Source organism: Parabacteroides sp. CAG:2 (assembly GCF_000436315.1).
GTDB classification, from domain to species: Bacteria; Bacteroidota; Bacteroidia; order Bacteroidales; family Tannerellaceae; genus Parabacteroides; species Parabacteroides distasonis.
The window spans coordinates 1-22,893 of sequence record NZ_FR885315.1 but is presented as its reverse complement, the minus strand read 5'-3'; the positions used below and the strand labels follow the sequence as shown (position 1 = coordinate 22,893).

The following is a 22,893-nucleotide window of genomic DNA, read 5'->3' as shown; positions in this document are numbered from 1 at the left end:
TTAGCCTTTAGTTTGAAAGGTAGAAACAACAGAACCTCACGATGGTATAAATCTATCTGGTTGTATTAGCCTTTAGTTTGAAAGGCAAAAACAACACAGGCATGGCTATCCGAAAATAATTTGGATTCATCAAGAACTTATTCTATCTTTACAAAAAGATTAGATATCAAATATATCGAGGCCATGCGAGATATTTGAAAAAGATAAACTTCATTGAAGGAAAAGCCCGCAAAGTAGGATCATGGCCGGTCTGAAATGCGGGCTTTGTTGTTTATGGAACTAAAAGAATTTATTAAATCCGCTATAACCCAGCTTTCGGAAGCTGTTTATGAATTAAATGATGAATTGAAAGATAAAGGAGTAGTGGTAAATCCATGCTATGCAGAGAATACAAACTTTGAGACGATAGACAATAGTGAAGGTGTTATTGTTTCATCAGTAGAGTTTGATCTACAAGTCAGTACCTCTGAAATAAAGGAAAATAGCGGAAAGATCGGTGTATTAGCCAGTGTAGTAGGTATAGGCGCTTCAACCAAAGAAGGAAGCAATGGAAATGAGGCGAACCGAATAAGGTTCAAGTTACCTGTTGTTTTGCCTTATAAGAAACCTTATTGATGCCTTTTTCCTTGGGATGTCATACCGTCTTTTATATACAATTCAATGTCTTGGGCTGAATCGCTGACAGTAAAACCTTTATCCCGTCCTTCGTGGGCTTTAATGGCATACTTAACACAACGTTCACGAAGACGTTCCTCTTTACGTTTGCGAAAATAATTGATTATTGATTTCATAGGAATAACATTTTCCACAAAAATACGTGGAAAGCATTGTGTTACCAAAAACTTTCCCCATCTTTACGAAAAGATTAGAAACCGAGTAGAACCGAGTGCATGCGGTGACCTTCGGAAAAGATATGCCAATTGGTTTTTTAATGGCCTGTAGAGTATGAGGATGCACCCTCAGAAATACAGGCTATTCTCTTTTGATAATGTTTACAGAAAAACAATACGAGATAGCGGATAAGATACTTGCCACGGTGAAACAAAATGCTGGTCGCTGTAATATAGACCAATTTTATAATGGCCTTCCGGACTATGATAATCACACGATGGATTATGAGTATATGAAGGAGACGCTGATGAAGCGGTATCATGCGATCGAATATATGGGAAAGGATGAATATTGGCTGATACTAACCAATGAAGGAGAAAGTATTGCTACTATTGGATTGAAAAAACATCTGCAAAAGTCAGCAGATAAAGAAGAACTGGAAGATAAAAAATTAAAACTTGACGTGGCTAACGGCTGGGTCTCCTTGTTTAAATTCGCTTGGTGGGTCTTGGCCGCTATAACAGGTGCCGTAGTAGATAGTTTAGCAGGAAACCCGATAGGAAACCTAATACGTAGATTAATCGAGTAGGTCTGATTGCGTGTATCATATTTTCTATGCGAGTGATACGACGGCTTAACGACAGCTGCTCTTGTCTGATTTTATAGATATCGTAATCTGTTGTATTCATATCGCAATTCTTTTCCACAAAGATACTTGGTTTCTTTGCCATATCAAAAACTTTTCCCTACTTGCGATCCATAATAATCAATACAAAATTAAACATGAAACACCTAATCTGTATCTTATTTGTTACACTACTTAGCACAAACGCTTTTGCACAAGATTTCGAAATTGTAAGAAATCCTATGTCGCAAGAAGAATTTAAAGAATTTATCTACCAAAAATATTCAAACTTTGAAAAAAGGAAGATAGAAGATAAGAAGTTACCCAAATTAAAAAAGGAAGATATGATTGAAATATTGTCTTCAGTACCTTTTAATGATGATGGAAGTTTTACTATTTCTTACGTCAGACAAGTTGAAGGGCTTGGTAAAGGAACACTATACGACAATATCTATCAATCATTGGTTGATGTTTTCGTTAGTGCTAAAAATATTTTGCAAATGCAAGATAAAGAAACAGGTATCCTTGTTTGCAAAGGTATGACTGAAGGTTATTTAATTTTCAGTATGGGGTTAATGGGTAAATATGTAGGAAGTGTACCGATACATTTTACATTGAAAATCCAAGTACGAGATAATAGGTACAAAATAGATTTATATGATATTTATGTAGAGAAAGGAGATTTAAATGAAGCCGAAGCCCCTATAGAAACTTACTTGACTAGGGATTTTTATTTAACATCGTTTGTTTCCGATGGACTAGGACTTACTAAAAGTAAACGAACAGATGCCCATTACATAAATGTAAGAACACAAGTCCTACTAGAACAGCTATATAGGCTATATCAGATTGAAAATAACATATTCAATGGAGTGTCTCAGCTAAAAACAGAGGAGGAAGATTGGTAGATTTCTTTTAATTAGCATTGCCATCTCAAAAACTTTTACCATATTTGCATCAGCTAAAGTCACGAACGTTTGTCGTTCTCGTTGAGCATCGGTTATTGCTCGGACATATTTTTGATAGTCAGGGCTTTTTTATGCCTTACTTTGTTGTATAAAAATATTGGCGGTTGCCTTTCCTACAATTTTCGTACCTTCGGGAACGTAACGTTGTGACTTTAGCGAGTGGAAATGGCAGCCGCTTTTTTTCTGCCCATACGCTAAAGTCACAACGTTATGAAAACAAATTCATTAACCGTATCATCTTCCCGGAGCCGGGAACATGATCTCTTTTCTTGGACAACCGTCCAGAAGTTCTACAACCTGTTGCCTCTTGGTATCGCCTCCTGTAAATCCATTTACGAGGCTAAAATGTACACGGTAGCTTTATTGGCTATGCTGTCTCCAGTGTTCTTACCACTGGTCATCGTAGCTTGGTTCGTTTATAACTCAGCGAAGAAAGGAGGCCCAAATGATTAGACTGGAAGATATATGTATATCAAACCTAATGCTGGATGCGATCAGATATTGGCAGGAAAATGATAAAGGTGGGTTAGAAGAAGATGTTAAGGCCATTGACAGCGCTATCACTTTCATTGCATGCGAGCATGATGCCCCGGGTGTACTTTCTGAAAAAGAATCATTGTCGCTTATTGCGGCTCTAAGTTTTCTGAAAAAAAGATTATGTTTGTTTGAAGGAAAGGAGGAACCGAAATGAAACTCCAAGAAGCCCTGCGCCTACTCGACATCGTTACCGATGTAAACGGACAATATAGTAAAGAAGAACGAATGCATGCCGCCATGAGATTGGAGGAGCTGTTACGCTTGCTTCTTCCAAAAGAATGATTATATTTGCAGTATGCTGACATTTGTAGCTATATTAGGTTTTGTTATGCTGATCGGTGCGGCTCTGAATGAAGTGCGTCACAGCAAAAACCATATAAGCAAGGTTATAGCTGGTGTGTTGATTGTTTTGCTATTATTTATTTTGCTTTTTTAAATAGAAACTGATAATATTCAGCAGATAAAAATTGTTGTATATATGAATAATGTTCTTCAAAACATGGATAATACGAACATATATTTTAACTCTTTGAAAAGAGCGGATTGGCTGAGACAAATCGCTACTATCAGGAATGAATATAAAAAAGAAAATTATCAAAAACAAATAACTTTTGTTTTTAAGGATACATTGTCTCCTGAATTATTTCAGCCTATTCATGTTGTTACAATTGCATGTTTGATTGAATTTTTAGTTAATGTAGAAGAACATACTATACGGATATCAAATGAATCTATAGAGAAGCTGTTTTTTGAAGATCTTAAATTTAGAGAGTATTGGAATTACAGTAAAGATCATGTGGATTCTGAAAGTGATAATATATTTAATTTATGGCGTATAGTTGAGAATCAAAAAGACGCATATGCAATAGAGGTAGAACAATATTTTAAAAAGAATTTCTTTAGAGGTAAAGACTTAAGTATAATTTCGCTTAGCATAGTAGAAGCATTTTATAATGTTTTTGATCATGCTGATGCAAATGGTAATGCTTTTTCATTTATTAAATATGAAGGACAGGATGAAGTCTTGCGTGTAGCTATTTGTGATTTCGGGAAAGGTATATCAAAATCTGTCAGAAATTTTGATTCCACTATAATATCAGATAGCGATGCTTTGAAAAAGTCTATAGAGGTTGATTTTACAGTTGGATCTAAGGTTCATAATAAAGGAAAAGGCCTAGATAATATATTATCGTGCGCTGATGCAGTAAGAATAATTTGCAATACAGCTCGTTTATTAAAGAAGCATGAAGTTAAAATTGACAATATTGATTTTGATTTTAATGGGACGTTGATATATTTCGAATTATATTTAGGAAATTTGGAAGAAGAAGAAATTTTAGACGAGTTTGATTTTTAACTAAATAAAAAGAGGATACTATGTGTACAATTAAACTTTATGACGTGATGGAAGGAAAGGATTTTCCTATGGCAGGAAGTAGTCTCTATGATATAATCAGAGAGAATATGAATTCTTCGGACAAGATTACCATCGATATGGAAGGTGTGTCTTCTTTGCCTTCTATGTTTTTAAATGTTTCAATTGGTAAGTTTATAGATGAATTTGGTTTTGAGACACTTAAGAAGAAGATTTCATTTACAAAGATAACAAAATTGCAAGCTGAACGCTTGACTGATTATATCAGTAGGTATAAAAGGTGATTAGTAGTTTTCATATGTCCTTTAAAAGCTCCCTTCGGGGGGCTTTTTTTGTGTCTATAAATTGGATGTTATGGACATATACAATCACTTTGAGTATTCGGAATGGATCGCTAGGCATCTAGCCGCTATCGGTCATACGGACGGGGAATGTCATTTCCTCCGTAGTGACGAGGTAGAGGAAATCTCTGATCTGGAAGAACGTATCTCCTCTATCCGGGATCATGTATTAGTCGCCATCGACGGGCTTAACTCGGATTTCTCTTGGCTTAACAATGACAACCTCGTAAATATCCCACAATATTTTATCGCCCTATTAAAGCAATGCGAGGCCGGGAATATCGACGGGATTCACTTTGCGAAAGCGGAATGCAAGGATCTTCTCATGCAGATCGTCTGCCGGATGATGCTCGACTGGAACGAGGAACGTAACGGGCTTCAGTTCCTAGAGCTAAACAGCATGACCTTTCGGGGCATAGGTCCCATGGGAGATAATTTCTATGGGGTGATGTTAGGCTTCAACCTAAGAAAGCCTATCCCCTTCTCTATCGACCAATCAATGTGGGTATGATATGGGAGTCATGAAAAGATTGAGCGAGCAGATGCGCACGCCTAAACGCAAGAACTCCCTAATCGGAGCGAGGGAAGGATTACCCTTCGAGATCTCGCTAGAGTCAACCAGCCGGATCGCCCGGTATGAACGTAGGCAGGATAAGGAGAAATTGAGACAATTCAATTCTGAGGTAAAGGAATGGATGGGTTACGTGATCCAAGACTTAAAAGGGAATATCGCCTTGCTTGTCCAGAAAGATGAGTTCCTATCGGACTCCCTAGAACCCAGAATTTACAAAAGTAAAGGAGAGACCGAACGAGTGGGATTCAGTTTCGCCCGTGAAGGTATCTATATCCATAAGGGAGCCGGACGGGGCCAAGGTGGTTTCCGGGGCGGCTCTAAATGGACGGACAAATACGGGAAGCTGAAAAAGACCAACCCGGATTCTTTCTACCTGATGGGAACCGGCAACCGCCACCCGATCCGTTGGTTCGATCCCATCATCGAAAAGAATCTTCCCAAACTGGCAGACATCGTAGCGGACTACGCCGCCGATATGCAAATCGACGCATCACGAATTTTCATAGATAAAGATTAGGATATGGCAGGAGATTTAAACAGGAGCATCAAGATATACTTGGATAACTCCGACGCAATGACTAGCGCATCGGAGTTAGAGACGAAAATCGGGGAACTGGAGAAAAAGCTACTTGATCTCCGGACGGCCGGAGAAGGCAATAGTAAGGCGGCAAAGAAAATAGAACGTGAGTTGACTGCCCAAACCCAGAAGATGCAAAAGTATAAGCAAGAGGTCGCTGATACGGAAAGAGTATTGAAGAACCTAAGTGGAGCTACTTATAATGACTTAATAAAGACAAAGAATAAAATTTCAACGGAGCTGAAAAAAGTAACTCGTGGTACCGCTGAATATAACACTAAGTTAGAAATGCTGAAACGCATCTCCAAAGAAACCGCACTAGCCCAACAAGAGATGCGTGTAGAGATCGGTTGCCAAGCCTCGGTCTGGGGACGTGCCACAGATTTCGTAAATAAATATATGGGAATCATTGGTACCGCAGTGGCAGCCATTACGGGTATTACTCTTACTTTCAACAAATTCCGTGAAGCCCGCAATAAACTGGAAGAAAGCAAGGCCGATGTAAAAGCTCTTACAGGCCTAGATGATGAAAGTATAGAGTGGCTTACAGATCAAGCAAAACGTCTTTCCACTACAGTTACCGAAGAAGGTATCCGCATACGCCAATCCGCTGATGAGATACTGGAAGCTTATAAATTAGTAGGTTCCGCTAAACCCGAATTGCTAGCAAATAAAGAGGCTTTAGCAGAAGTGACGGAGCAAACGCTCATCCTCGCCTCTGCCAGTGGCATGAAACTTACAGATGCGGTAGATGCCGTCACCTTGGCATTAAACCAATATGGGGATGGAGCTGATCAAGCCGCTCGATATGTAAATGTACTTGCCGCCGGAAGTAAATTCGGTGCGGCAGCCGTAGAGAGCCAAACCAAGGCTATAAAGACAAGTGGTGTCGCAGCCGCTTCCGCAAAGATCCCGATCGAACAACTGGTTGGAACCATAGAGACTCTGGGAGAGAAAGGTATCAAGGACGAGATCGCCGGTACCGGACTCAAAAAGTTTTTCCTTACCCTGCAAACAGGAGCTGACGAGACTAACCCCAAAATAGTCGGGCTAAGTACGGCTCTGGAAAATCTCCGCAAAAAACAAATGGACGCTACCGCTATCAAAAAAATGTTCGGGGAAGAAGGTTACAATGTTGCCTCTGTCCTTATCAATGAAGCGGATAAGGTAGAATATTATACGAAAGCCATAACCGGCACATCCGTCGCTTTAGAGCAGGCCACGATAAAAAGCCAATCCGCCACGGCTAAAATGCAACAAGCAAAAAACAAACTTAACGATCTTGGCATTGAGTTAATGGAGAAGATCAATCCATCCATTATCAGCGTAATGAATCAAACCGTGAACTGGACTAAAAAACTAGTTCTGATGGCTGATTGGATCAGTAAAAATACAGGGCTGGTTATTACCTTAATATCGACATTAACTTTGTATACAGCCGCTATCAAGCTAAACACTTACTGGAAGATTGCGTCAAATGGAGCTACTCTAAAAGCTACAATTATAGAAAAAGCTCATTTAGTTGCGACCCGTTCTTCCATAGCCGCAGAATATGCATTAGCGGCAGCATCAGCTCTCAAGGCTAGAAATATCAAAGCTGCGACTATGGCTATGCGCAGTTTCTTAGTGACTCTGGGTCTCAATCCCATTATTGCGGCAGGTGTGGCAATTACGGCTTTAGCTGTAGGCATTTACAAAATATGGGATAATTCAACAAAAAGTGCCCGGGCTTTAAAAGAGATGAACAAGGAAATCTCCACAGAACGGGCAGAAGCTTATACCCTATTTGACGCTCTCCAACGAAGCAACGCCGGAACAAAGCAACGAAAAGAATTAATCGATGAGATCAATTCTCGATATGGAAAATATCTTGAAAACCAACTAACAGAACAAAGTACAACCGAGGATATCGCAAAAGCTTTAGAAATAGTTAATGAAAAGTTGCATGAAAACATAGTTTTAAAAACCATGCAGAAAGAGAAGGAGGATGTAACGACCACCGCCTTAAATAAACAAATCGATTTGATGGATCAAATGAGGGAAAAATCAAATCTGGGGCAATTCGTTACCGACGCTATGCTTCGAGACGTAAAACGTATAACAGATGAAGGGATAAAGAACGGACGCTCATGGACAAAAACGTATGATGATGTCATCTCTTACATTGACTACTACTATGGTGCCAGAGGTAAGGTCGATAAGGATTTCTGGGGAAGTTTACAGAGCTATATGACACAAACTTACCAATTAGCATCCAACCTCGATAAGATATCTCAGAAATACTCTCCTCTTCTGCCTAAAAAACCTGCAAACGAGTTGCCAGAAGTAGAAGTTATTGCCCCTAAAATAAAAAAAACGGATATAACCCCGGGACTGTCAGTGGAGCAAGAGAAAAAAATCACAGACGCAAAGCTGAAAGAGGTTGATCGTTATATCGCAACCAAGAAACTAAAATTGACACAAGATTATACCGAGGGCCTAAGATTATATGATGATTATCAAACAAAACTTCAAGCTTTAGAACTCGAAAAATTAAATAAACAATTAGCTATCTATAAAATAGGCAGTGACGAAAGAAAGAAAATAGAGCAATTAATACTAGATTATAAGATCAAATTATTAGACAAAGGGTATCAAGCCTATCTGGAAAATCTCCAAAAAGAAAAAGACATCAACAAAAAGAAGGAAAAACAGACAAAAGAACACTATGACAAATTGAATGAGTTGTTACAAGGATTCGTTAAAAAGGAAATGGACGAAAAAGAGAAGGCTAGAGAAGAAGAGGAAGAAAAGAAAAAAAAGCAATTCAACATAATGAAAGATTTTGGTAGTGAAGCAGGAATGATATTAGGTCAAGCTTTAACAGATACCGAAACGACATTTGCTGATGCTATGCATAATATTCTTCTTCTTACCTTAGATACATTAAGACAGATTGCAGTAATGGCTATCGCTGAAAGAACCATTAAAGATATAGGTAGCTTAGGTTTTCTAGGATTGGCAAAAGCAGCAGGTGAAATCGCACTTATTAACGTCGCTTTCGGTGCCTTGAAAGGTCTTATCAAGAAACCTAGTACATCTACCGCAAATGCAGGTCTTAATGACAGCACTACGCCGCAAACCGGACAACGGGTTGTATCAGACTCCACCGGTTGGTACAACGGAGGATTCACCGGCAACGGTGGTATACTTGAAGTGGCTGGTCCCGTACATCGAGAAGAATACGTTACACCGGCATGGCAATTACAAGATCCGGTTTCCATGAACCATATCCTAGCCTTGGATGCCATCCGAAGACAAAGAACAAGCACAAATCCTCTTCCCGTCAACGGATTCGCCAACGGTGGATACAATGGACGCTCGGATGAAGAAAATGTAATGGTTTCAAGTAATAATCCGGAATTACTCAAAGTACTCACACAGCTACTTATGCTATTTTCCGAACTAAGAGCAAAAGGCATGAGGGCCTATATCGTTTATAGCGATATCGAGGCCGCCCAGAAGACATTGGACAAATCCAAAAAGATAGGAGGCAAATAAGATGGACATCATTCACGAATCCGGCAAGGCTTACGACCTAGGAGACATCCAATTGACCTTATCCCGGATGAACCCGTTCTTTAACGATTACGGAGAGCAGAGCTTACCGGTAACACTCCCTCCCACGGACAGGAATAGGGAACTACTCATCTATCCGGATAACATGGCCGGGATCAGCAAGGCCTCGCAGCGGATCAACGCCATGATCCAACACGGGGTATTCTCCATTCCCTGCCGTCAAGCCATCCTGTCGGCGAACCGGAAGAGCGGGATCGAGACCAGTTTTTACTTGAATACCGGAGCGTTCTACGAGAAGATCAAGGATGTACCGTTATCCACGGTCTTTGAGGACAAGGTTCTCAAGTTCGCGTCTGTCAGCGAGGCGATATCCTTCTGCCGGAACCTGTTCATTACACATGACGACCGATTCGCCTTGTTCCCGGCCATCCTAGAGTCCGGTTCTTTAAACGCCACCGGTGATCCGGGACCGGACGGATATCCCCGTCTTTACAACGACGTGGAGCGGACGGAGGTAGTCGATGAGAAAACGATCCGGTTAGCTCCGGGATTCTACATATCCCCCTTCATCCGTGGATTGCATCTATTGGAGGAGATATTCGCCTATCTCGGCTACACCTTGGAGGACTCCTTCTTTTCCCGCACCACCCCATTCAAGGACATGGTCTTTCTGAACAACACGATCGATACGATCGTAAAGAGCGAGATCCGATACTCCCAGATCGTCCCGGACTGCATGATCAAGACGATACTGGACGTATACCGGTATAAATTCTGCTGCGAGTTCATCCCGGACGAGACCCGCAAGACCATCCGTATCGTGCTATTCGATGAGAACCTGAACGAGACACCCTCCTGCGACCTCACGGATTGCGTAGCCGGTAAATACACAGTCAACCATCCCTCGAGCTTCAAGCAGTTAAAGCTTACCTGTGACCGGCTCACGCCGCCGGAAGAGAAACAGGAGAGCGAGCGCCCGATGCCAACGACGGGAAGAGCCACGGGGAACGAGAACGAGGAGTTCAGTACCTTGGTAGACCTATTAAAGAAATACCCGGACGTGGAGTATAACCAGATATCGGGTGAGTTTGTCCGGAGAGGTTACAAGGGGATCACGCCGGTCACGCAACGGATCGGTCTGGTCACGATGGATTATTACGCCGGCGGGACACTGGAGACGGAGAGCAAGGAATCCCCGGACGTGCTACCGGCGATGGTCTATACACCTGCTTTTGGCAGCGGAGGAGCCGGGGCCATCCCGCATCTCGGGATTTATATAGGGACCGGAAGATCGTTGAACTCCTCCATCATCATGGATTCCGTGAATGACTCCACGTCTGAGGTGGTAGGCGAGGCGGAAGATAACGAGGAGTTGAAACCCATGCCGGCGTTCGTATTCCATGCCGGGAAACTGGACTACGGGACGATCCTCAATCATGATGCGGATGGAAACAAGCTCTGGAACTATACGCTCGCCTACCACGGCCCGGACGGGCTTTTCGAACGGTTCTGGAGGAATTACGATTCCCTGCTCCGGAACTCTCTGCTCGAGATAAAAGCGAGCATGCTTCTCAGTGACATCCAAAAGGTATCGCTCTCCGAGTACAGGAAGGTGACGATCGAGGGACAGGAGTTGCTTCCCTCCGCCATACAATATAGCCCGGGTTCCCGGGAACCCTTGGAATCCACGTTCCTTACCACGAGGCTTTACGAGCCGGTATCCACGGCCATGGCCGAGGCGGAGCGGTTCGCCTCCCATGTATCCAAGTATAAATGGAAGGTCAACTACTCCCGGTCCAACGCCAGCGACAGCGTGAAAAGAAGATGGGTATTCAAGGAGGAACCCATGACCATATTCTACGCCCCGCCAAGCGCTTACCAATACGTGCAGGGCGGGAAATACCATCAAGCCACTTATCCCGTGCAATTCTATAGCCGTGGCTCCGCATCCGGACCGACCGATCCGGAGGACGGTACCCTGACCGTGTGGCTCGAGCCCGTGACCCGGTAACTGTCCTTTATCGGACCATCCGACAGCCATACTTTTGGGGGTAAAATAATCGCAAATGGCAACGATCATAGACAAACCAGACACTCTGAGCCTGTCCGGGAACATGAGGAGATTTGTATTGGGGGCAAAAGAGGCCGTCTCTTTCATCTTGAAGAAAGGAACGGCCACCTTGCTCGAGCAAAGCTACGAGCCCGGGCCGGACAAGATAGTCACGATCGACGTGAGAGAGGTGGTGGAAAGCCAATTGAGCTATACTTTGGACACGGCCCAAGAGATCTATTCCCAAAATACCATATTCGCAGATTTCACGGCCACGATAGACGGGACCTCCCACTCGTTCCGGGCGATCCGGTGCGGGATAGCGGATCTGGCGGACACGCCGGGAAACTGGTTGAAGTCCCACTTCCTCACGTGGCAGCCAAAGGTCAAGGAGGTGACCTATTACTCACCGGAGTGGTTGACCTACTACGCCATATCGGACTGCACGGTAAAGGCCAAGGCCACGTTCCCGGACAAATCTTCGAGCATGACCTCCTTGAAGGGAATGACCGCCGGCGAGTGCGTGACACTCAATCTCCAATACGCGATCGTAGCCAAGCTATTCGGGAACAAGTACCCCAGCTATCTCGAGGTTTACGCCGAGGCCGGCGGAGCGAGACTGAGCGTATCGCAATTCTATAAATTCACGGATATCCATTCCGAGGACGAGCAATGGTTCCTTTTCGAGAACAGTCTGGGTGGTATGGACACCTTCCGTGCCCATGGGGTGAACCGTCTGCAGGCAGAGCATGGCCACCTGATAGCGGAACTGGACGAGAACCTGTCCGAGTATGACGTGGAGACCGATCGTAAGTTCGTTAAGAACACGGGATTCCTCGATGATTACTCCCGCCGTTGGTTGCTGGATTTTTTCCCCAGCCGGGCCAAGTATATATACGAGGCGTCCATGATCCGGAGAATAATCGTCACCGAGAGCGACGCCACCTACACCTCCAACGATCTCCCGAGCTCCTATACGTTCACGTACCGACTCTCGGAGATCTCGAGGTACCTGAACCTTATCCGTAACGAGAAAGAGCTTCCGGATAATCTAATGGTTCCAAACCTCTCCTCGCCGGATTTTATTTTTCCCCCTCGCTTAGCTGAGCTCCCACGGCAAGAGCTTGGCGAGGGGGTATTATTCCCGGCCTTTGATCCGCATAACCCGAAAGCATCCGTAGCGACTTTTGGCTCGATACATGATACCATAAGGAACAGTATCATAAAAGAGCTCGGGGACACATGGAGGGCCATCGTCAACGAGGCTGGCGGGTCCGGGGGAACCGGTGACGGCCTTTACCATATAAAATTGGATGACTTGACGGAACCATCCGACGAGAACGGGTTCACGGCCCTAAGAACCTTGAAAGAGATACTGAAACCTATATCCGCCCTCGATGACCGTTACCTACGCAAGGATATCGACGATACGGCGGCGGGCAACATCACGTTCGAGAAGGACATCATCCTTGCCGGTCTTGACTCCTCCATCTACTCAGACCGTGACGCCAACGGTTTCGGTCATGAGAACGGGTTCCGCCTGTTCGCCGACGGCACTGCGTGGCTGAAAGACTTGAAGGTGAAGAATGACTCCATGTTCGCCGGTTCCCTATCCTCGCCCATGTTTGCCTCGGGGTTCCCTAACGGGACGGGCTGGATGCTCGCACCGTATATCCGGACCAACGCCGCCGGGATAAACGAGACGAGATACAAGCTGGAGATCGATGATATCGCCGTGCGGGGAACGTTACGGGTCTACGAGTTTATCGTGTCCCAGCTCCTAGGGGAGAATGACAACCGTATCTTCTCCGCGATGATGGAGGTGGACCATTACGACGCAAACTCGGGCAGGATCTACCTCGACACGGACGGGGGACGTTTGTACAACCCGTTCCGGAAAGGTGACATCCTCATGGTCCAGCAGTTCCAAGGCGATCCCACCCTTGAGAACAACTACCAGATGGTGAAACAATACGAGCTGAAGGTGGTGTCGGTGGGCGTAGGCTACCTCTCCGACGGTGAGAACCGTCTGGACTGGCTCACCTTCGAGAACTTCGTGGGCGACCTGTCGCAGGTAACAAAGAGGGATACCTTATGCCGGGTGGACAACCCGGATAACTCCACCCGTAGCGGTATCATCAAGATCACCACGGTGGACGAGTTCGGAACGCCCTACATGGACGTGATCCGGGGGATGAAGACCGACCCTGAGAATTGCGTGAAGGTCCGTATCGGGAACCTGAACGGTCTGGTCACGCCCTATTTCGGAAGATTGGACGGTGACGGGGCGTACGTGGAGAATCTTTACGCCCGTGGAAAGTTCATCCTCTCGGATACAGGAGAGGATGTCAGCACGCTATTCCAAGTGATGAACGGCAAGCTCTCCAGCGAGATGTCATCCATCCGGCACGAGATAGCGGAGAAAGACAACTATCTCACCAACTCGTCCTTCTCCGAGGATATCGTCGGATGGGAGCCGGGCAATGACGTGTCGTTATTCACCGTCAGCGAGCGTTACATCCCGGTGAACGACTCCCTTTACTCGGAGAAAGACCGGATAACCGGTATCGTGCGGGTGTTGAACAGGCTCGCCCTCTGCATCAAGAACTCCACGATCAGGCAGTTGAACGCCAAGCTGTCACGCAGGCCGGAGGGGTTGGTGGAGATGCCGGACGGGACCACGAAATGGCCCACGTTCTATATATCGTTCATGTGCAAGGTCAAGACGGCCGGTACGCTCACCATAGGTTTTCCCGGGCAGGACCTGTACGAGACCAAGGCGATGACGCCCACCGACGCATTCGCACAGGAGGAATTTATCGGGGAATGGGACGGGACGGGTGATTTTACCATCTCCCATACCGGGGAGATATTCATCTATAACCTGCTGCTCACGAGCCGGCCGCTGGACGATTTCCGGGTGGAGATGTCAACCAAGCTGGAGCAGACGAACGAGCGTGTGGGAATGTACGCCAACAAGGTGGATAACCTAAAGGGTACGGTGACGGACATGGGGCTGGTGCTCGACAACACGAACGGCACCCTGTCCGCCTACGTGACGAAGACGGACAACAACAGCAAGACGATCACGGACCTCGGCCTACGGATAGACGGGATCAATGACAGCCTGTACCTGTACGCCACTAGCTCGGAGCTCTCCGGCCTCAGAAACGATCTCTCCGCCTCGATTGAGGTGAACGCGAGGAGCATCACGCAAAAGGTGTCGACCACGGACTATAACGGGGACACGGTGGTCTCCATGATCAACCAGACGGCCAGCACGGTCACGATCAAGGGCAACAAGATAGACCTGAACGGCGTACTCATCGACCATAACGGGAAGATCTACGCCAGCCTGATAGACGCAGACAGCATCACCTCGAATATCGTCAAGATAGGAAATTTCGTGTGGGGAGGGAGCGCCTTGGCCGGGACCCCCGGGACCACGTTGATCATCAGCGGGGCAGCGACAATCGGTTTCTCGAACGGATACGCCGCCCAATTCGGGGGAAAGGTCTATATCGACGGGGCGTTATCCTGCAGCTCCATAACGGCCTCCGGGTACGGGAATATCCATTGCGACACGCTAAGCAGCGTCGGGAACGTGTGGTCATCCGGCGATTATTACTGCCGGGGACACCAAGGAGTCTCTTTCGGGACGGACGTGGACCTTGATAAAATACGGTTGAGAGTGGTCGGCGGCATCATCGTCGGCTACCAGAACGAGTGAACCATCATTTAAAACATACGATCATGAGAAAGGAACTAACGATTTTGACAAAGGTCACCAAGGAGGTGACAGGCAGCCTGCCCGGCGGGGAGACGGTAAGGTACTCCGGGGCGTACGAGCCCGGCAAGGGGCTTGGCTCCATATATGCCGCCGTCACGAGAGAGGGCAGGCAGGTACTTACCATCAACCACCAACGCAAGGGGCAGGTCGGTTATAATTTCTCCGCGGGGGATGATTTCAAGACCATGGAGACCGTCATAGGCGAGGTATTGTCGGATATCGATGACCTCTATGACGAGGCGGGCTCGGAGAGCGTGAGGTTTACCGTCGAGAACGGGATCATAACAGGGGTTTCTAACGATTAAAGAATTAACAGTCATGGCAAAAGTGGATTTCAAGAATTTAAGGGTACAGGCGACGATCGAGGGCGATCCCATCATCGTTGACACCCGCAAGGAGCTGGGCAACCTCGTATGGGGGGCGGCCCGTGACATAGCCGTCTCCGATTTTGGCAAGGAGATATATTTCAGTGACGGACCGATCGAGGTCGGCGAGGAGACCGCCAAGGAGATACTGTCGATCCTCGACATATCCAGCGCCTCCGCGCCTCTGAGACGCGCGCTGATCGAGGCGCTGACGCCCAAGAGACTTCCGGCTAAAAAGGGGAAGTAAGCGCATGGATTTGTCTAACCAGTCAATCGAATAACGAAATGGCATACTCAACCGATGACATCAAGGCGCTCGCCGCCATATTGAAACCCATTATCAAGTCGGCCTTGGAATCCGGATCGACAGGGGTCGGAGACCTGGAGGTGGTGACATCCCTCGATAGCGTATGCTCCCTCCCGGCCCTTCGTATGCCGGGAGGGATACATGACGTGGTGGAGGCCCCCCTGTCCTTGCTGCGGGTCAATCTTCGCGTGACGACGACACACGTACAATGGAAACTGGGTAATGGAGAGTGGAAGGACCTGCTCGCCCTCTCGGAGCTAAGGGTGGTTTTCCGAAAAACCGAGACCCATCTCCAATGGAAGGTTGGCGCCGGGTCATGGGAGGATATCGTCGAGCTGGAGAGCCTCAAGGGGGAGAAAGGCGACCGGGGGGACGCTTTCCGGTACGAGGACTTCACCCTTGAGCAATTGATGGGCCTGAAGGGTGACAAGGGAGACAAGGGGGATAACCTTGAGTACAGGTTGCTGGACAGCTTCCCTTCCCTGGAGGCCCTGAGAGCGGCGTATCCAACGGGGACCGGACAGGACGGTTTCTTCATCGCCGGTGACGGGATGTACGTATGGGACCCGAAGGACGTGGCATACAAGGAGATCAAGCTGGAGGTGGACAAGGTATTCACCTCGGAGATATTCAGGGAGGTGACACCCTCCGGCGGCCGTATCGCCATCGACTTCCTGAAGGCCCCTTACGCCAAGGTAGCGCTCGGACAGGACACCCTCATATATAACCTGGAGATACAGAACACGAGGGAGGGATCATGCGGGAAGGTCATGGTCTACCAGAGCGGCCTCCGGCAGATCGTATTAAGCAACACGATGAGAGGCACCATAGACCTGCCGCTGAACAGGGATACGATCGCCATATTGAGTTACAACCGGGTCGGCGATCATATCTACGTGCACACGAGCACGGTCATAGGGGACACGACCTATCCTGCCCCCCAGCGTATCAAGGATTTCCAGGTTGTCTACTATGACAGCTCCTCCTGCACGGCGCAATGGACGGCCCCTTACGCGAATAACATCTACGACAGGGGAACCGAATACGACATGCGATACGCCAACGGCCCCGTTGACGCCGACAACCCGAAGGTGTGGGCGGGACTCCGCAAGGTCCCGGCCATCCCGACGCCCGAGAATCCCGGGACGCTGCAGAGAACGACGATATCGGGTCTCGTCCCTAACAGGGAGTATTACGTATACCTGAAAACCATCAAGGTGAATTTCGGGGTGGAATACATATCCGGGGCCTCGGATCCCGTGTACTTCCGCACGGTCGGCAGCGAGGACATGACGAGGGCCTACCGTATCAACCTGACGGAAAGGAACATCATCCCCCAGCTCAGGAATTATCTCACCGACACGGACGGGACCGTCTGCTCGGTAGGCAGGATGGTGGACGAGACCGAGAGGAACGTCTTCCTCGATGACGGGTACCCGGACATGACGAACAAGGGCTACTCGACCTTCTGGTACCAGTACAAGTACAGCCGGGACACCTCGCCTTTCGACATCGTCATAGACCTGTTCTCCGCCTACGTCATAGACAAGATGTTCGTCTATTCCCGCTCCAAGCCGAGGTTCTCCGCATATGGGATGTTGGATCAAGGGTATGACTGGGAAAAAATCGGGCAGATAAGCATCGTGAATAACGATTGGGCGTCGCTTGATTTCCACTCGTCCCGGTACCGGTTCGTCAAGATCTCATTCGATATGATGGACTTCGGATCGTCCTCTACAAGTCCCGTCATGCCGGAGGGGACGGAGGCGTTTCCGGATCCAGAGTATAACGGCACGATCGAGCGTATCGACAACCTGCTGATATACGGTCGCCCGACATCCTCACGCCCGGAGAGGATCATGTCACCCTTGCGCCGCTCAACGGCCCGCAAGACCGTAGACCAGTTTTTTTGCACGAACGGCCATGGTTACCAACAAGGGCGCATACACTCGATGTGCAGCGGAGAGCGGATGCGTATGTACATCCATTTCGGTCATTTCGCGGCTAATTATGGCACAGAGAATGCCTATAGCAGCCTATCGGACATGAGATTCAAGGTTAACAAGGTTGATTGGGTATCCGGCAATAACGGTACTGGAGAGTATCTGGAGGACACGTTAAGGAACACTTACCTTAGATATGGGCTTAAGCCTTTCCTGTGCAACACGGGCGTATTTGACTATTGCATTTATGACAAGACTGTCAGCTCACATAACCGCCCGTGTGATAACTACTGGTACCCGGATGCGTGGCGGGCTGTGCCAAAACGTGGGGTTGGAGGACTTGACAAATATTTTGGTGCCACGTGTGATCCTATGAATTACAGGACTTACGCAAAGCTGTGTACCGCTATTGCCGCTAAGTATGGGAAGAACAAGATTGACGGTGCCGGTTTGTTTTTCCCCGAATCCGAATCCTTGAGTACAGGTTTAGACTTGATTTCCGGTATAGAGCCGGAGAACGAGCCGGATCAAAACTGGTCCGGATGGGTAGGATATACCCACAGCGAAGAATATGCGGCTATGCTGTCCGCCGCATGTGACGGGCATGATAGCTCGCTTGTGGATGAAGAGGGGAATGTGCTTCCTGGAATCAAAAGTGGTGGGGTGCTTGGTATCAGCGCTGGAACTGCCAGCGTAAACAAGGCCTATTATTTGGCCGCCATGTTGCGATGGAAGGCAGGGCGAAAGAGCGCCAACATCCCCGTTGATGTTTTTTCCATGCACATGTACTTTAGCAATATAGGTAATCAAGGGAGTAGTCAGGAGAAAGTGCAATATGGTATCACCTTCGAGGAGGCGATAAAGAATGCAACTGGCGGTGAACTGGTGAAGATGGTAGAGTTGCGCGACCGCTTCGCACCTGATAAGGAAATCGCCTTAACCGAATTCGGATGGGGTGAATCGGGTGGTCGTGAGAAAAGTTGCAAGTATCAATGTTATACTCAAGCCGGACGGCAGATCGGTAGTTGGACTATCCCCGACCGGCATCGCTCGGACGTGAAAGGCGCATGGATTGTCAGAGCATGTATCCAGATGATGTCAATTGGTATTGATTTCGTAAATTACTATTCCACGGAATGCGAATCCAATTATTTTGACGCAGGTCAATGGGGAACTGGAGCGGGTTTTGAGATGTTCCACTGGGATGATTGTAAAGATACGACTCCCGGAGCGAAAGCCGCTGCTATTAAGGCCTTTGAACACGGTTTTGACCGTGGAGGTTTTGCTACCACAGGCTTGTTTGGCCAGATACTGACAAACGGGGCTTACCCGATAACCCGCGCCTATTGGTGGATCGCCACGTTCAGAAACCGGCTAAAGGGATATGTTTACACCGGAATGAAATACATTGGCGGGGATGAACGCATCGTCGTGGCATGCTTTAAAAAACAAGGAGAAGACAAGGGAGCTTATGCGGTTTATCTCAACGACAATAAGAATACCGGTGTGGAGGGTGTCGAGATCCCTGTCCCTTCCGGCGTCGATCTTGTAAAACATGTAACGGTTTATGTGCCGAATATCCCGAACCCCCAGGATGTTCCCAGTGATCTTGGGTGGGATCAGAGGCGCTCAGGATTACCGACCAGCCGCAAGGAACGTTACGTAAATGGGGAATGGGTATTGCTCAATAAACCATATATAGGTGACAAGTACAGCTCGTATACGCAATCGCCAGCCTCCTATCCGGAGAGCCCCGCCGAGGGTGACGAGATAACCACGCTCCCGACAGCGGAGGAGAACCCCTATTACCCGATCGTCGGGCCTGTATGCGCAAAATCACTGGTGCACGGCAACAGCCTTAGCGCGCAACAGTACGAGCAAGATCGCGAGGAATGGGAGACCGAGCCTAACTTGGATGATAACGGCAACGTGATCTGGACCGTCAAGCGCAATATCGCCCTCGCGTGGCGGCAGGTGGATGCCGTATGCGATTACATCGATCTCCATCCGGAGGGCGCGCATGGACGTAACGGCGACGAGGTGACAGAGCCTACCATTAGGGGTATGATACGAGCCAACGTTTCCGAGTTCCCGGAGTACTTCTTTTTTGACGCGGTGCCGGAACCGGACTACCGGAGCGAGATCACGGATCTTTCCTCCAAGACTGTCAGCAGCTCGGCCATAGAACTATGGTGGAACAATACCAATACGGAGGACACCGGCTATGAGATATTCGTGTCCGGTCTCCCAGAGACAGGGTATACGCCACTGAAGACGGTCGGCGTAGGCGTGGAGAACAAGGCCGTGATATCCGGGCTGTCTCCCGATACGACCTATTACTATAAGATACGTCCGGTAAGGGGCGACAAGACCGGGACGATGAGCGACTATACCAGCGTGCGTACATTCAGCGAGCTTCCCGCGCCGGACAATCTTAGGGTACAGGGGAGGACCGCCACGAGCATCACGCTGTCATGGGCATATACCAATGAGCAAGTCGCTGATTTTGTTTATTACGCCGTACTCAGATCGGATGGCACCGGATCTTTCTTGCAGGTTGGAAAGGTCGATGACAAGTCAGTCTTGACATATATGGACAGCGGTTTGATAGTAGGGCATAACTATACGTACAAGGTTCGGGCGGTCGGTTTGAACGGCCAGAGCGCGTACGCTCCTGAACTGGAAACACGTACGTTGCTCGCGGAGGAGTGTTCCCCCGTCGTGAGATATGCGATGACCGACAAGCTTGGGAGCAAGGTGGCACTGACCTTCGATCTCCCGATCGGCGCTATAGAAGCTAGCGCCAAGGCTAAATTCACCCTTACCGAAGACGGAAGTCTTAGATTGATCAATTATGTAGCCCGTGACGAGGCGAATCACAATAATCTCATTCTTAATATCCCGCAGGACTCATTAAAGGACTATGACGCAAAAACGGATATTCGAATCACCTTTACAGGGGGGAGTATATATTCGGAGTACGGAGTAGAATTGGCGGCATTCAGCGACGTTAAGGTCGTCAATATTATAGGCAACTTTACTAATATAGAGGCCATCTATAAATTAAACTTCTGTTCTTCAACCGCCCCGCTGCCGGCTGATACTGAATGGAATAATATTGTCGGTAATCCCGAGGCTGATGCCTTATCCGTGAAGCTTCAAGATAGCTATGGCAGAGCTTCTAATATCATTCTTTCTCCTGTGCAAAACAAGCCTCAGTACAACTGGGGCAGTCCGGTGGAATCCGGATATTGTGAGATTCCGGGAATTGAAGCGGCCGTGTACAAATATGTCTGGAGAGGTCCGGGATTCGGGGCGAACAACTCCGAGAATATGGTGGCACGTCTTAAGTTCAGCGGCCTGAATGATGAGTACAGATATACGTTCAAGGCGTTCGGGGCGACAACCTACGGCGCAGACCTGCTGACAAGGATCAAGATCAACGGCATATATTCTGAGACCATAAACCTCAAAGGCAACAAGACATCATACTTGACGATTGAAGACCGCCAACCATCAAGTGGGATCATTTACGTGGATATAGTCAATGCGACAGAAGGCGCTAACACCAGTTACCCAATATTGGCCTTCATGATGCTGGAGGAATATAAATCAAATGACGCTCCTGAAAATACGGATGTTTTCCTTCGCGAAGCGACCGTCACGGAAGCGGTTGACGGTATTGTAAAGTCTCCGGATGTCACCGTCCACTTGAACTGTATCGGGGCAGCGTTGTCATACCGTATCTCCGAGAATCAGAGTATTGACGAAGTTAAGTGGATGGATATGATAGATGACAATATGAATATCCCATTTACATTGTCATCCGGCTTTGGGAATAAAACCCTTTACACACAGGTTAAGAATCTCTATTCCGTGTCCAACATTCGCGTCACGGAACTGGAATATAAAGACCCGTACGTCCCCTTGGCCTTGCGAAATGTATTTATTAATGAGGATGCCGGCAAGACCTATGACCGGGAGGTCTCCGTAATGGTCGACAAGGATGGTGTCCCATCGCACTACAAGATCTCGGAGAACCCGGACTTGGCCACGGCACAATGGCTAGCGTGGCCAAGTCCCAAGCTGTCTGTAATACCTTTTACGCTTTCGAACGGCGCGGGTCAGAAAACGGTATATGTGCAGATCATGGATAGCACGACTATCTGCGAGGCAAAGGCTGACACCATTAACTATGCTCCCATCGAGAGAGGGAATATCGAATTGACGATCACGCTTCCGGATGGTGTTGATGCAAATGCGGTGACGGCTCAATTTCCGGTGCTGAAGTATAACAAAAAGTTTATATTTACATATACGGCGGACGACGGACCTGTAGGTGCTTATGGAAAGGTATGGAGCGCCGTCAATAAGAAATGGGTAGACGACGAGAAGTACTATCATATCGGACAGGCAAAAAGCTCCGGATATGTACCCGAGAAGACCTTGGGTTATACGGACGGTTGCGGGGTGGAACACCGTTTGCCCGTAGGTGTAGCGATATGGCCAAACTGCGGTAGCACTATCAAATATATGGACGATGATCCAAAATCACCGGCTCAATATCCATATATTATATGGAAAGAATTACCTCCAATATTGGACTTTGGCGGTGAGATTTACTTCCATAACATTGATCAAGATAAATGGGGCAAGGATGATCCCTTACGAATCCTCGAGGGCTTGAAAGAAGACCAGGCTAAGACTATCGCTAAGTTAGGACGCGGGATGAAGGTTATGATGCGTCCGGATGGCAATAACAACTACATCACTGCGGCGACGATGTATGATGTCGTGGCGATGAGCTTCGCGGAAAACACCCCGGCCGTATACCTGTATCCAAGTGATGACCCCGACCTTCACAAGTCCGTGGGGCAGCGCAAGATGTACACGGATGATAACACGGCCGAAATGGAGTGGATAAGGGGCATACATGACTCGGATAATCCCGTCTGGGCGCACTTGTTTACCCATACGCCCATGCAACCTATCGTTGATCTGTTGACAATGATCAATGACGCTTATGGCAAGGACGGCGACGATTCCTGCTGG

General features: G+C 47.6%; 18 protein-coding genes. 17 read left to right on the top strand and 1 reads right to left on the bottom strand.

Going from position 1 to position 22,893, the window contains the following annotated elements:
- Nucleotides 1-273: 273 nt before the first annotated feature.
- Nucleotides 274-615, top strand: coding sequence for a hypothetical protein (locus QVP94_RS13325; protein ID WP_229055231.1), 342 nt, complete (start codon nt 274-276; stop codon nt 613-615).
- Here the strand turns inward: QVP94_RS13325 and QVP94_RS13320 are convergent.
- Nucleotides 609-791, bottom strand: coding sequence for a hypothetical protein (locus tag QVP94_RS13320; RefSeq protein ID WP_039848997.1), 183 nt, complete (start codon nt 789-791; stop codon nt 609-611). The genes QVP94_RS13325 and QVP94_RS13320 overlap by 7 nt on opposite strands.
- 197 nt (nt 792-988) lie before the next feature.
- Here QVP94_RS13320 and QVP94_RS13315 point away from each other — a divergent pair, with 197 nt between their 5' ends.
- From QVP94_RS13315 to QVP94_RS13240, 16 genes are all read left to right on the top strand, one after another.
- On the top strand, nt 989-1,420 hold the full coding sequence (locus QVP94_RS13315) for a hypothetical protein (protein WP_009018491.1): 432 nt from the start codon (nt 989-991) through the stop codon (nt 1,418-1,420).
- A gap of 194 nt (nt 1,421-1,614) precedes the next feature.
- Nucleotides 1,615-2,364, top strand: a complete 750-nt coding sequence (locus QVP94_RS13310; RefSeq protein ID WP_009018493.1) for a DUF4468 domain-containing protein — start codon at nt 1,615-1,617, stop codon at nt 2,362-2,364.
- A 270-nt stretch (nt 2,365-2,634) separates the two neighbouring features.
- The gene (locus tag QVP94_RS13305) at nt 2,635-2,877 is read left to right on the top strand and encodes a hypothetical protein (protein ID WP_009018494.1); all 243 of its coding nucleotides are present in this window, start codon (nt 2,635-2,637) and stop codon (nt 2,875-2,877) included.
- Nucleotides 2,870-3,115, top strand: coding sequence for a hypothetical protein (locus tag QVP94_RS13300; protein WP_009018495.1), 246 nt, complete (start codon nt 2,870-2,872; stop codon nt 3,113-3,115). Before QVP94_RS13305 ends, QVP94_RS13300 begins: the two co-directional genes overlap by 8 nt.
- Entirely contained in the window at nt 3,112-3,243 is a 132-nt protein-coding gene (locus tag QVP94_RS13295) for a hypothetical protein (RefSeq protein ID WP_009018496.1), read from the top strand. Before QVP94_RS13300 ends, QVP94_RS13295 begins: the two co-directional genes overlap by 4 nt.
- Nucleotides 3,244-3,256: 13 nt before the next feature.
- Entirely contained in the window at nt 3,257-3,397 is a 141-nt protein-coding gene (locus QVP94_RS13290) for a hypothetical protein (RefSeq protein ID WP_009018497.1), read from the top strand.
- 42 nt (nt 3,398-3,439) lie between these two features.
- A complete protein-coding gene (locus tag QVP94_RS13285) occupies nt 3,440-4,318 on the top strand; it encodes a hypothetical protein (RefSeq protein ID WP_009018498.1) in 879 nt (292 codons plus the stop codon).
- Between the two features lie 20 nt (nt 4,319-4,338).
- Nucleotides 4,339-4,620 (top strand): STAS-like domain-containing protein, encoded by a 282-nt coding sequence (locus QVP94_RS13280; protein ID WP_009018499.1) that lies wholly within the window; start codon nt 4,339-4,341, stop codon nt 4,618-4,620.
- 70 nt (nt 4,621-4,690) lie between these two features.
- The gene (locus QVP94_RS13275; protein ID WP_009018500.1) at nt 4,691-5,188 is read left to right on the top strand and encodes a hypothetical protein; all 498 of its coding nucleotides are present in this window, start codon (nt 4,691-4,693) and stop codon (nt 5,186-5,188) included.
- A 10-nt stretch (nt 5,189-5,198) separates the two neighbouring features.
- Nucleotides 5,199-5,768, top strand: coding sequence for a hypothetical protein (locus tag QVP94_RS13270; RefSeq protein ID WP_288213282.1), 570 nt, complete (start codon nt 5,199-5,201; stop codon nt 5,766-5,768).
- A gap of 3 nt (nt 5,769-5,771) precedes the next feature.
- On the top strand, nt 5,772-9,368 hold the full coding sequence (locus QVP94_RS13265; protein WP_022192794.1) for a phage tail tape measure protein: 3,597 nt from the start codon (nt 5,772-5,774) through the stop codon (nt 9,366-9,368).
- Between the two features lies 1 nt (nt 9,369).
- On the top strand, nt 9,370-11,397 hold the full coding sequence (locus QVP94_RS13260) for a hypothetical protein (RefSeq protein WP_022192793.1): 2,028 nt from the start codon (nt 9,370-9,372) through the stop codon (nt 11,395-11,397).
- Nucleotides 11,398-11,452: 55 nt separating this feature from the next.
- Nucleotides 11,453-15,166 carry a hypothetical protein gene (locus QVP94_RS13255; RefSeq protein ID WP_022192792.1) on the top strand — a complete coding sequence of 1,238 codons (3,714 nt, stop codon included), beginning with the start codon at nt 11,453-11,455 and terminating at the stop codon, nt 15,164-15,166.
- Nucleotides 15,163-15,531, top strand: a complete 369-nt coding sequence (locus tag QVP94_RS13250; RefSeq protein ID WP_130882025.1) for a hypothetical protein — start codon at nt 15,163-15,165, stop codon at nt 15,529-15,531. Before QVP94_RS13255 ends, QVP94_RS13250 begins: the two co-directional genes overlap by 4 nt.
- A gap of 13 nt (nt 15,532-15,544) precedes the next feature.
- Nucleotides 15,545-15,838: a hypothetical protein gene (locus QVP94_RS13245; RefSeq protein ID WP_022192790.1), complete on the top strand. Its 294-nt coding sequence runs from the start codon at nt 15,545-15,547 to the stop codon at nt 15,836-15,838.
- A 38-nt stretch (nt 15,839-15,876) separates the two neighbouring features.
- Nucleotides 15,877-22,893, top strand: a 7,017-nt coding sequence (locus tag QVP94_RS13240; protein ID WP_288213281.1) for a fibronectin type III domain-containing protein, incomplete at its 3' end; no start/stop codon positions are given.

Excerpts from the sequence above, each read along its gene's own strand:
- QVP94_RS13325 (WP_229055231.1), top strand. The coding sequence starts at position 274 with ATGGAACTAAAAGAATTTATTAAATCCGCTATAACCCAGCTTTCGGAA.
- QVP94_RS13320 (WP_039848997.1), bottom strand. The coding sequence starts at position 791 with ATGAAATCAATAATCAATTATTTTCGCAAACGTAAAGAGGAACGTCTT.
- QVP94_RS13315 (WP_009018491.1), top strand. The coding sequence starts at position 989 with ATGTTTACAGAAAAACAATACGAGATAGCGGATAAGATACTTGCCACG.
- QVP94_RS13310 (WP_009018493.1), top strand. The coding sequence starts at position 1,615 with ATGAAACACCTAATCTGTATCTTATTTGTTACACTACTTAGCACAAAC.
- QVP94_RS13305 (WP_009018494.1), top strand. The coding sequence starts at position 2,635 with ATGAAAACAAATTCATTAACCGTATCATCTTCCCGGAGCCGGGAACAT.
- QVP94_RS13300 (WP_009018495.1), top strand. The coding sequence starts at position 2,870 with ATGATTAGACTGGAAGATATATGTATATCAAACCTAATGCTGGATGCG.
- QVP94_RS13295 (WP_009018496.1), top strand. The coding sequence starts at position 3,112 with ATGAAACTCCAAGAAGCCCTGCGCCTACTCGACATCGTTACCGATGTA.
- QVP94_RS13290 (WP_009018497.1), top strand. The coding sequence starts at position 3,257 with ATGCTGACATTTGTAGCTATATTAGGTTTTGTTATGCTGATCGGTGCG.
- QVP94_RS13285 (WP_009018498.1), top strand. The coding sequence starts at position 3,440 with ATGAATAATGTTCTTCAAAACATGGATAATACGAACATATATTTTAAC.
- QVP94_RS13280 (WP_009018499.1), top strand. The coding sequence starts at position 4,339 with ATGTGTACAATTAAACTTTATGACGTGATGGAAGGAAAGGATTTTCCT.
- QVP94_RS13275 (WP_009018500.1), top strand. The coding sequence starts at position 4,691 with ATGGACATATACAATCACTTTGAGTATTCGGAATGGATCGCTAGGCAT.
- QVP94_RS13270 (WP_288213282.1), top strand. The coding sequence starts at position 5,199 with ATGAAAAGATTGAGCGAGCAGATGCGCACGCCTAAACGCAAGAACTCC.
- QVP94_RS13265 (WP_022192794.1), top strand. The coding sequence starts at position 5,772 with ATGGCAGGAGATTTAAACAGGAGCATCAAGATATACTTGGATAACTCC.
- QVP94_RS13260 (WP_022192793.1), top strand. The coding sequence starts at position 9,370 with ATGGACATCATTCACGAATCCGGCAAGGCTTACGACCTAGGAGACATC.
- QVP94_RS13255 (WP_022192792.1), top strand. The coding sequence starts at position 11,453 with ATGGCAACGATCATAGACAAACCAGACACTCTGAGCCTGTCCGGGAAC.
- QVP94_RS13245 (WP_022192790.1), top strand. The coding sequence starts at position 15,545 with ATGGCAAAAGTGGATTTCAAGAATTTAAGGGTACAGGCGACGATCGAG.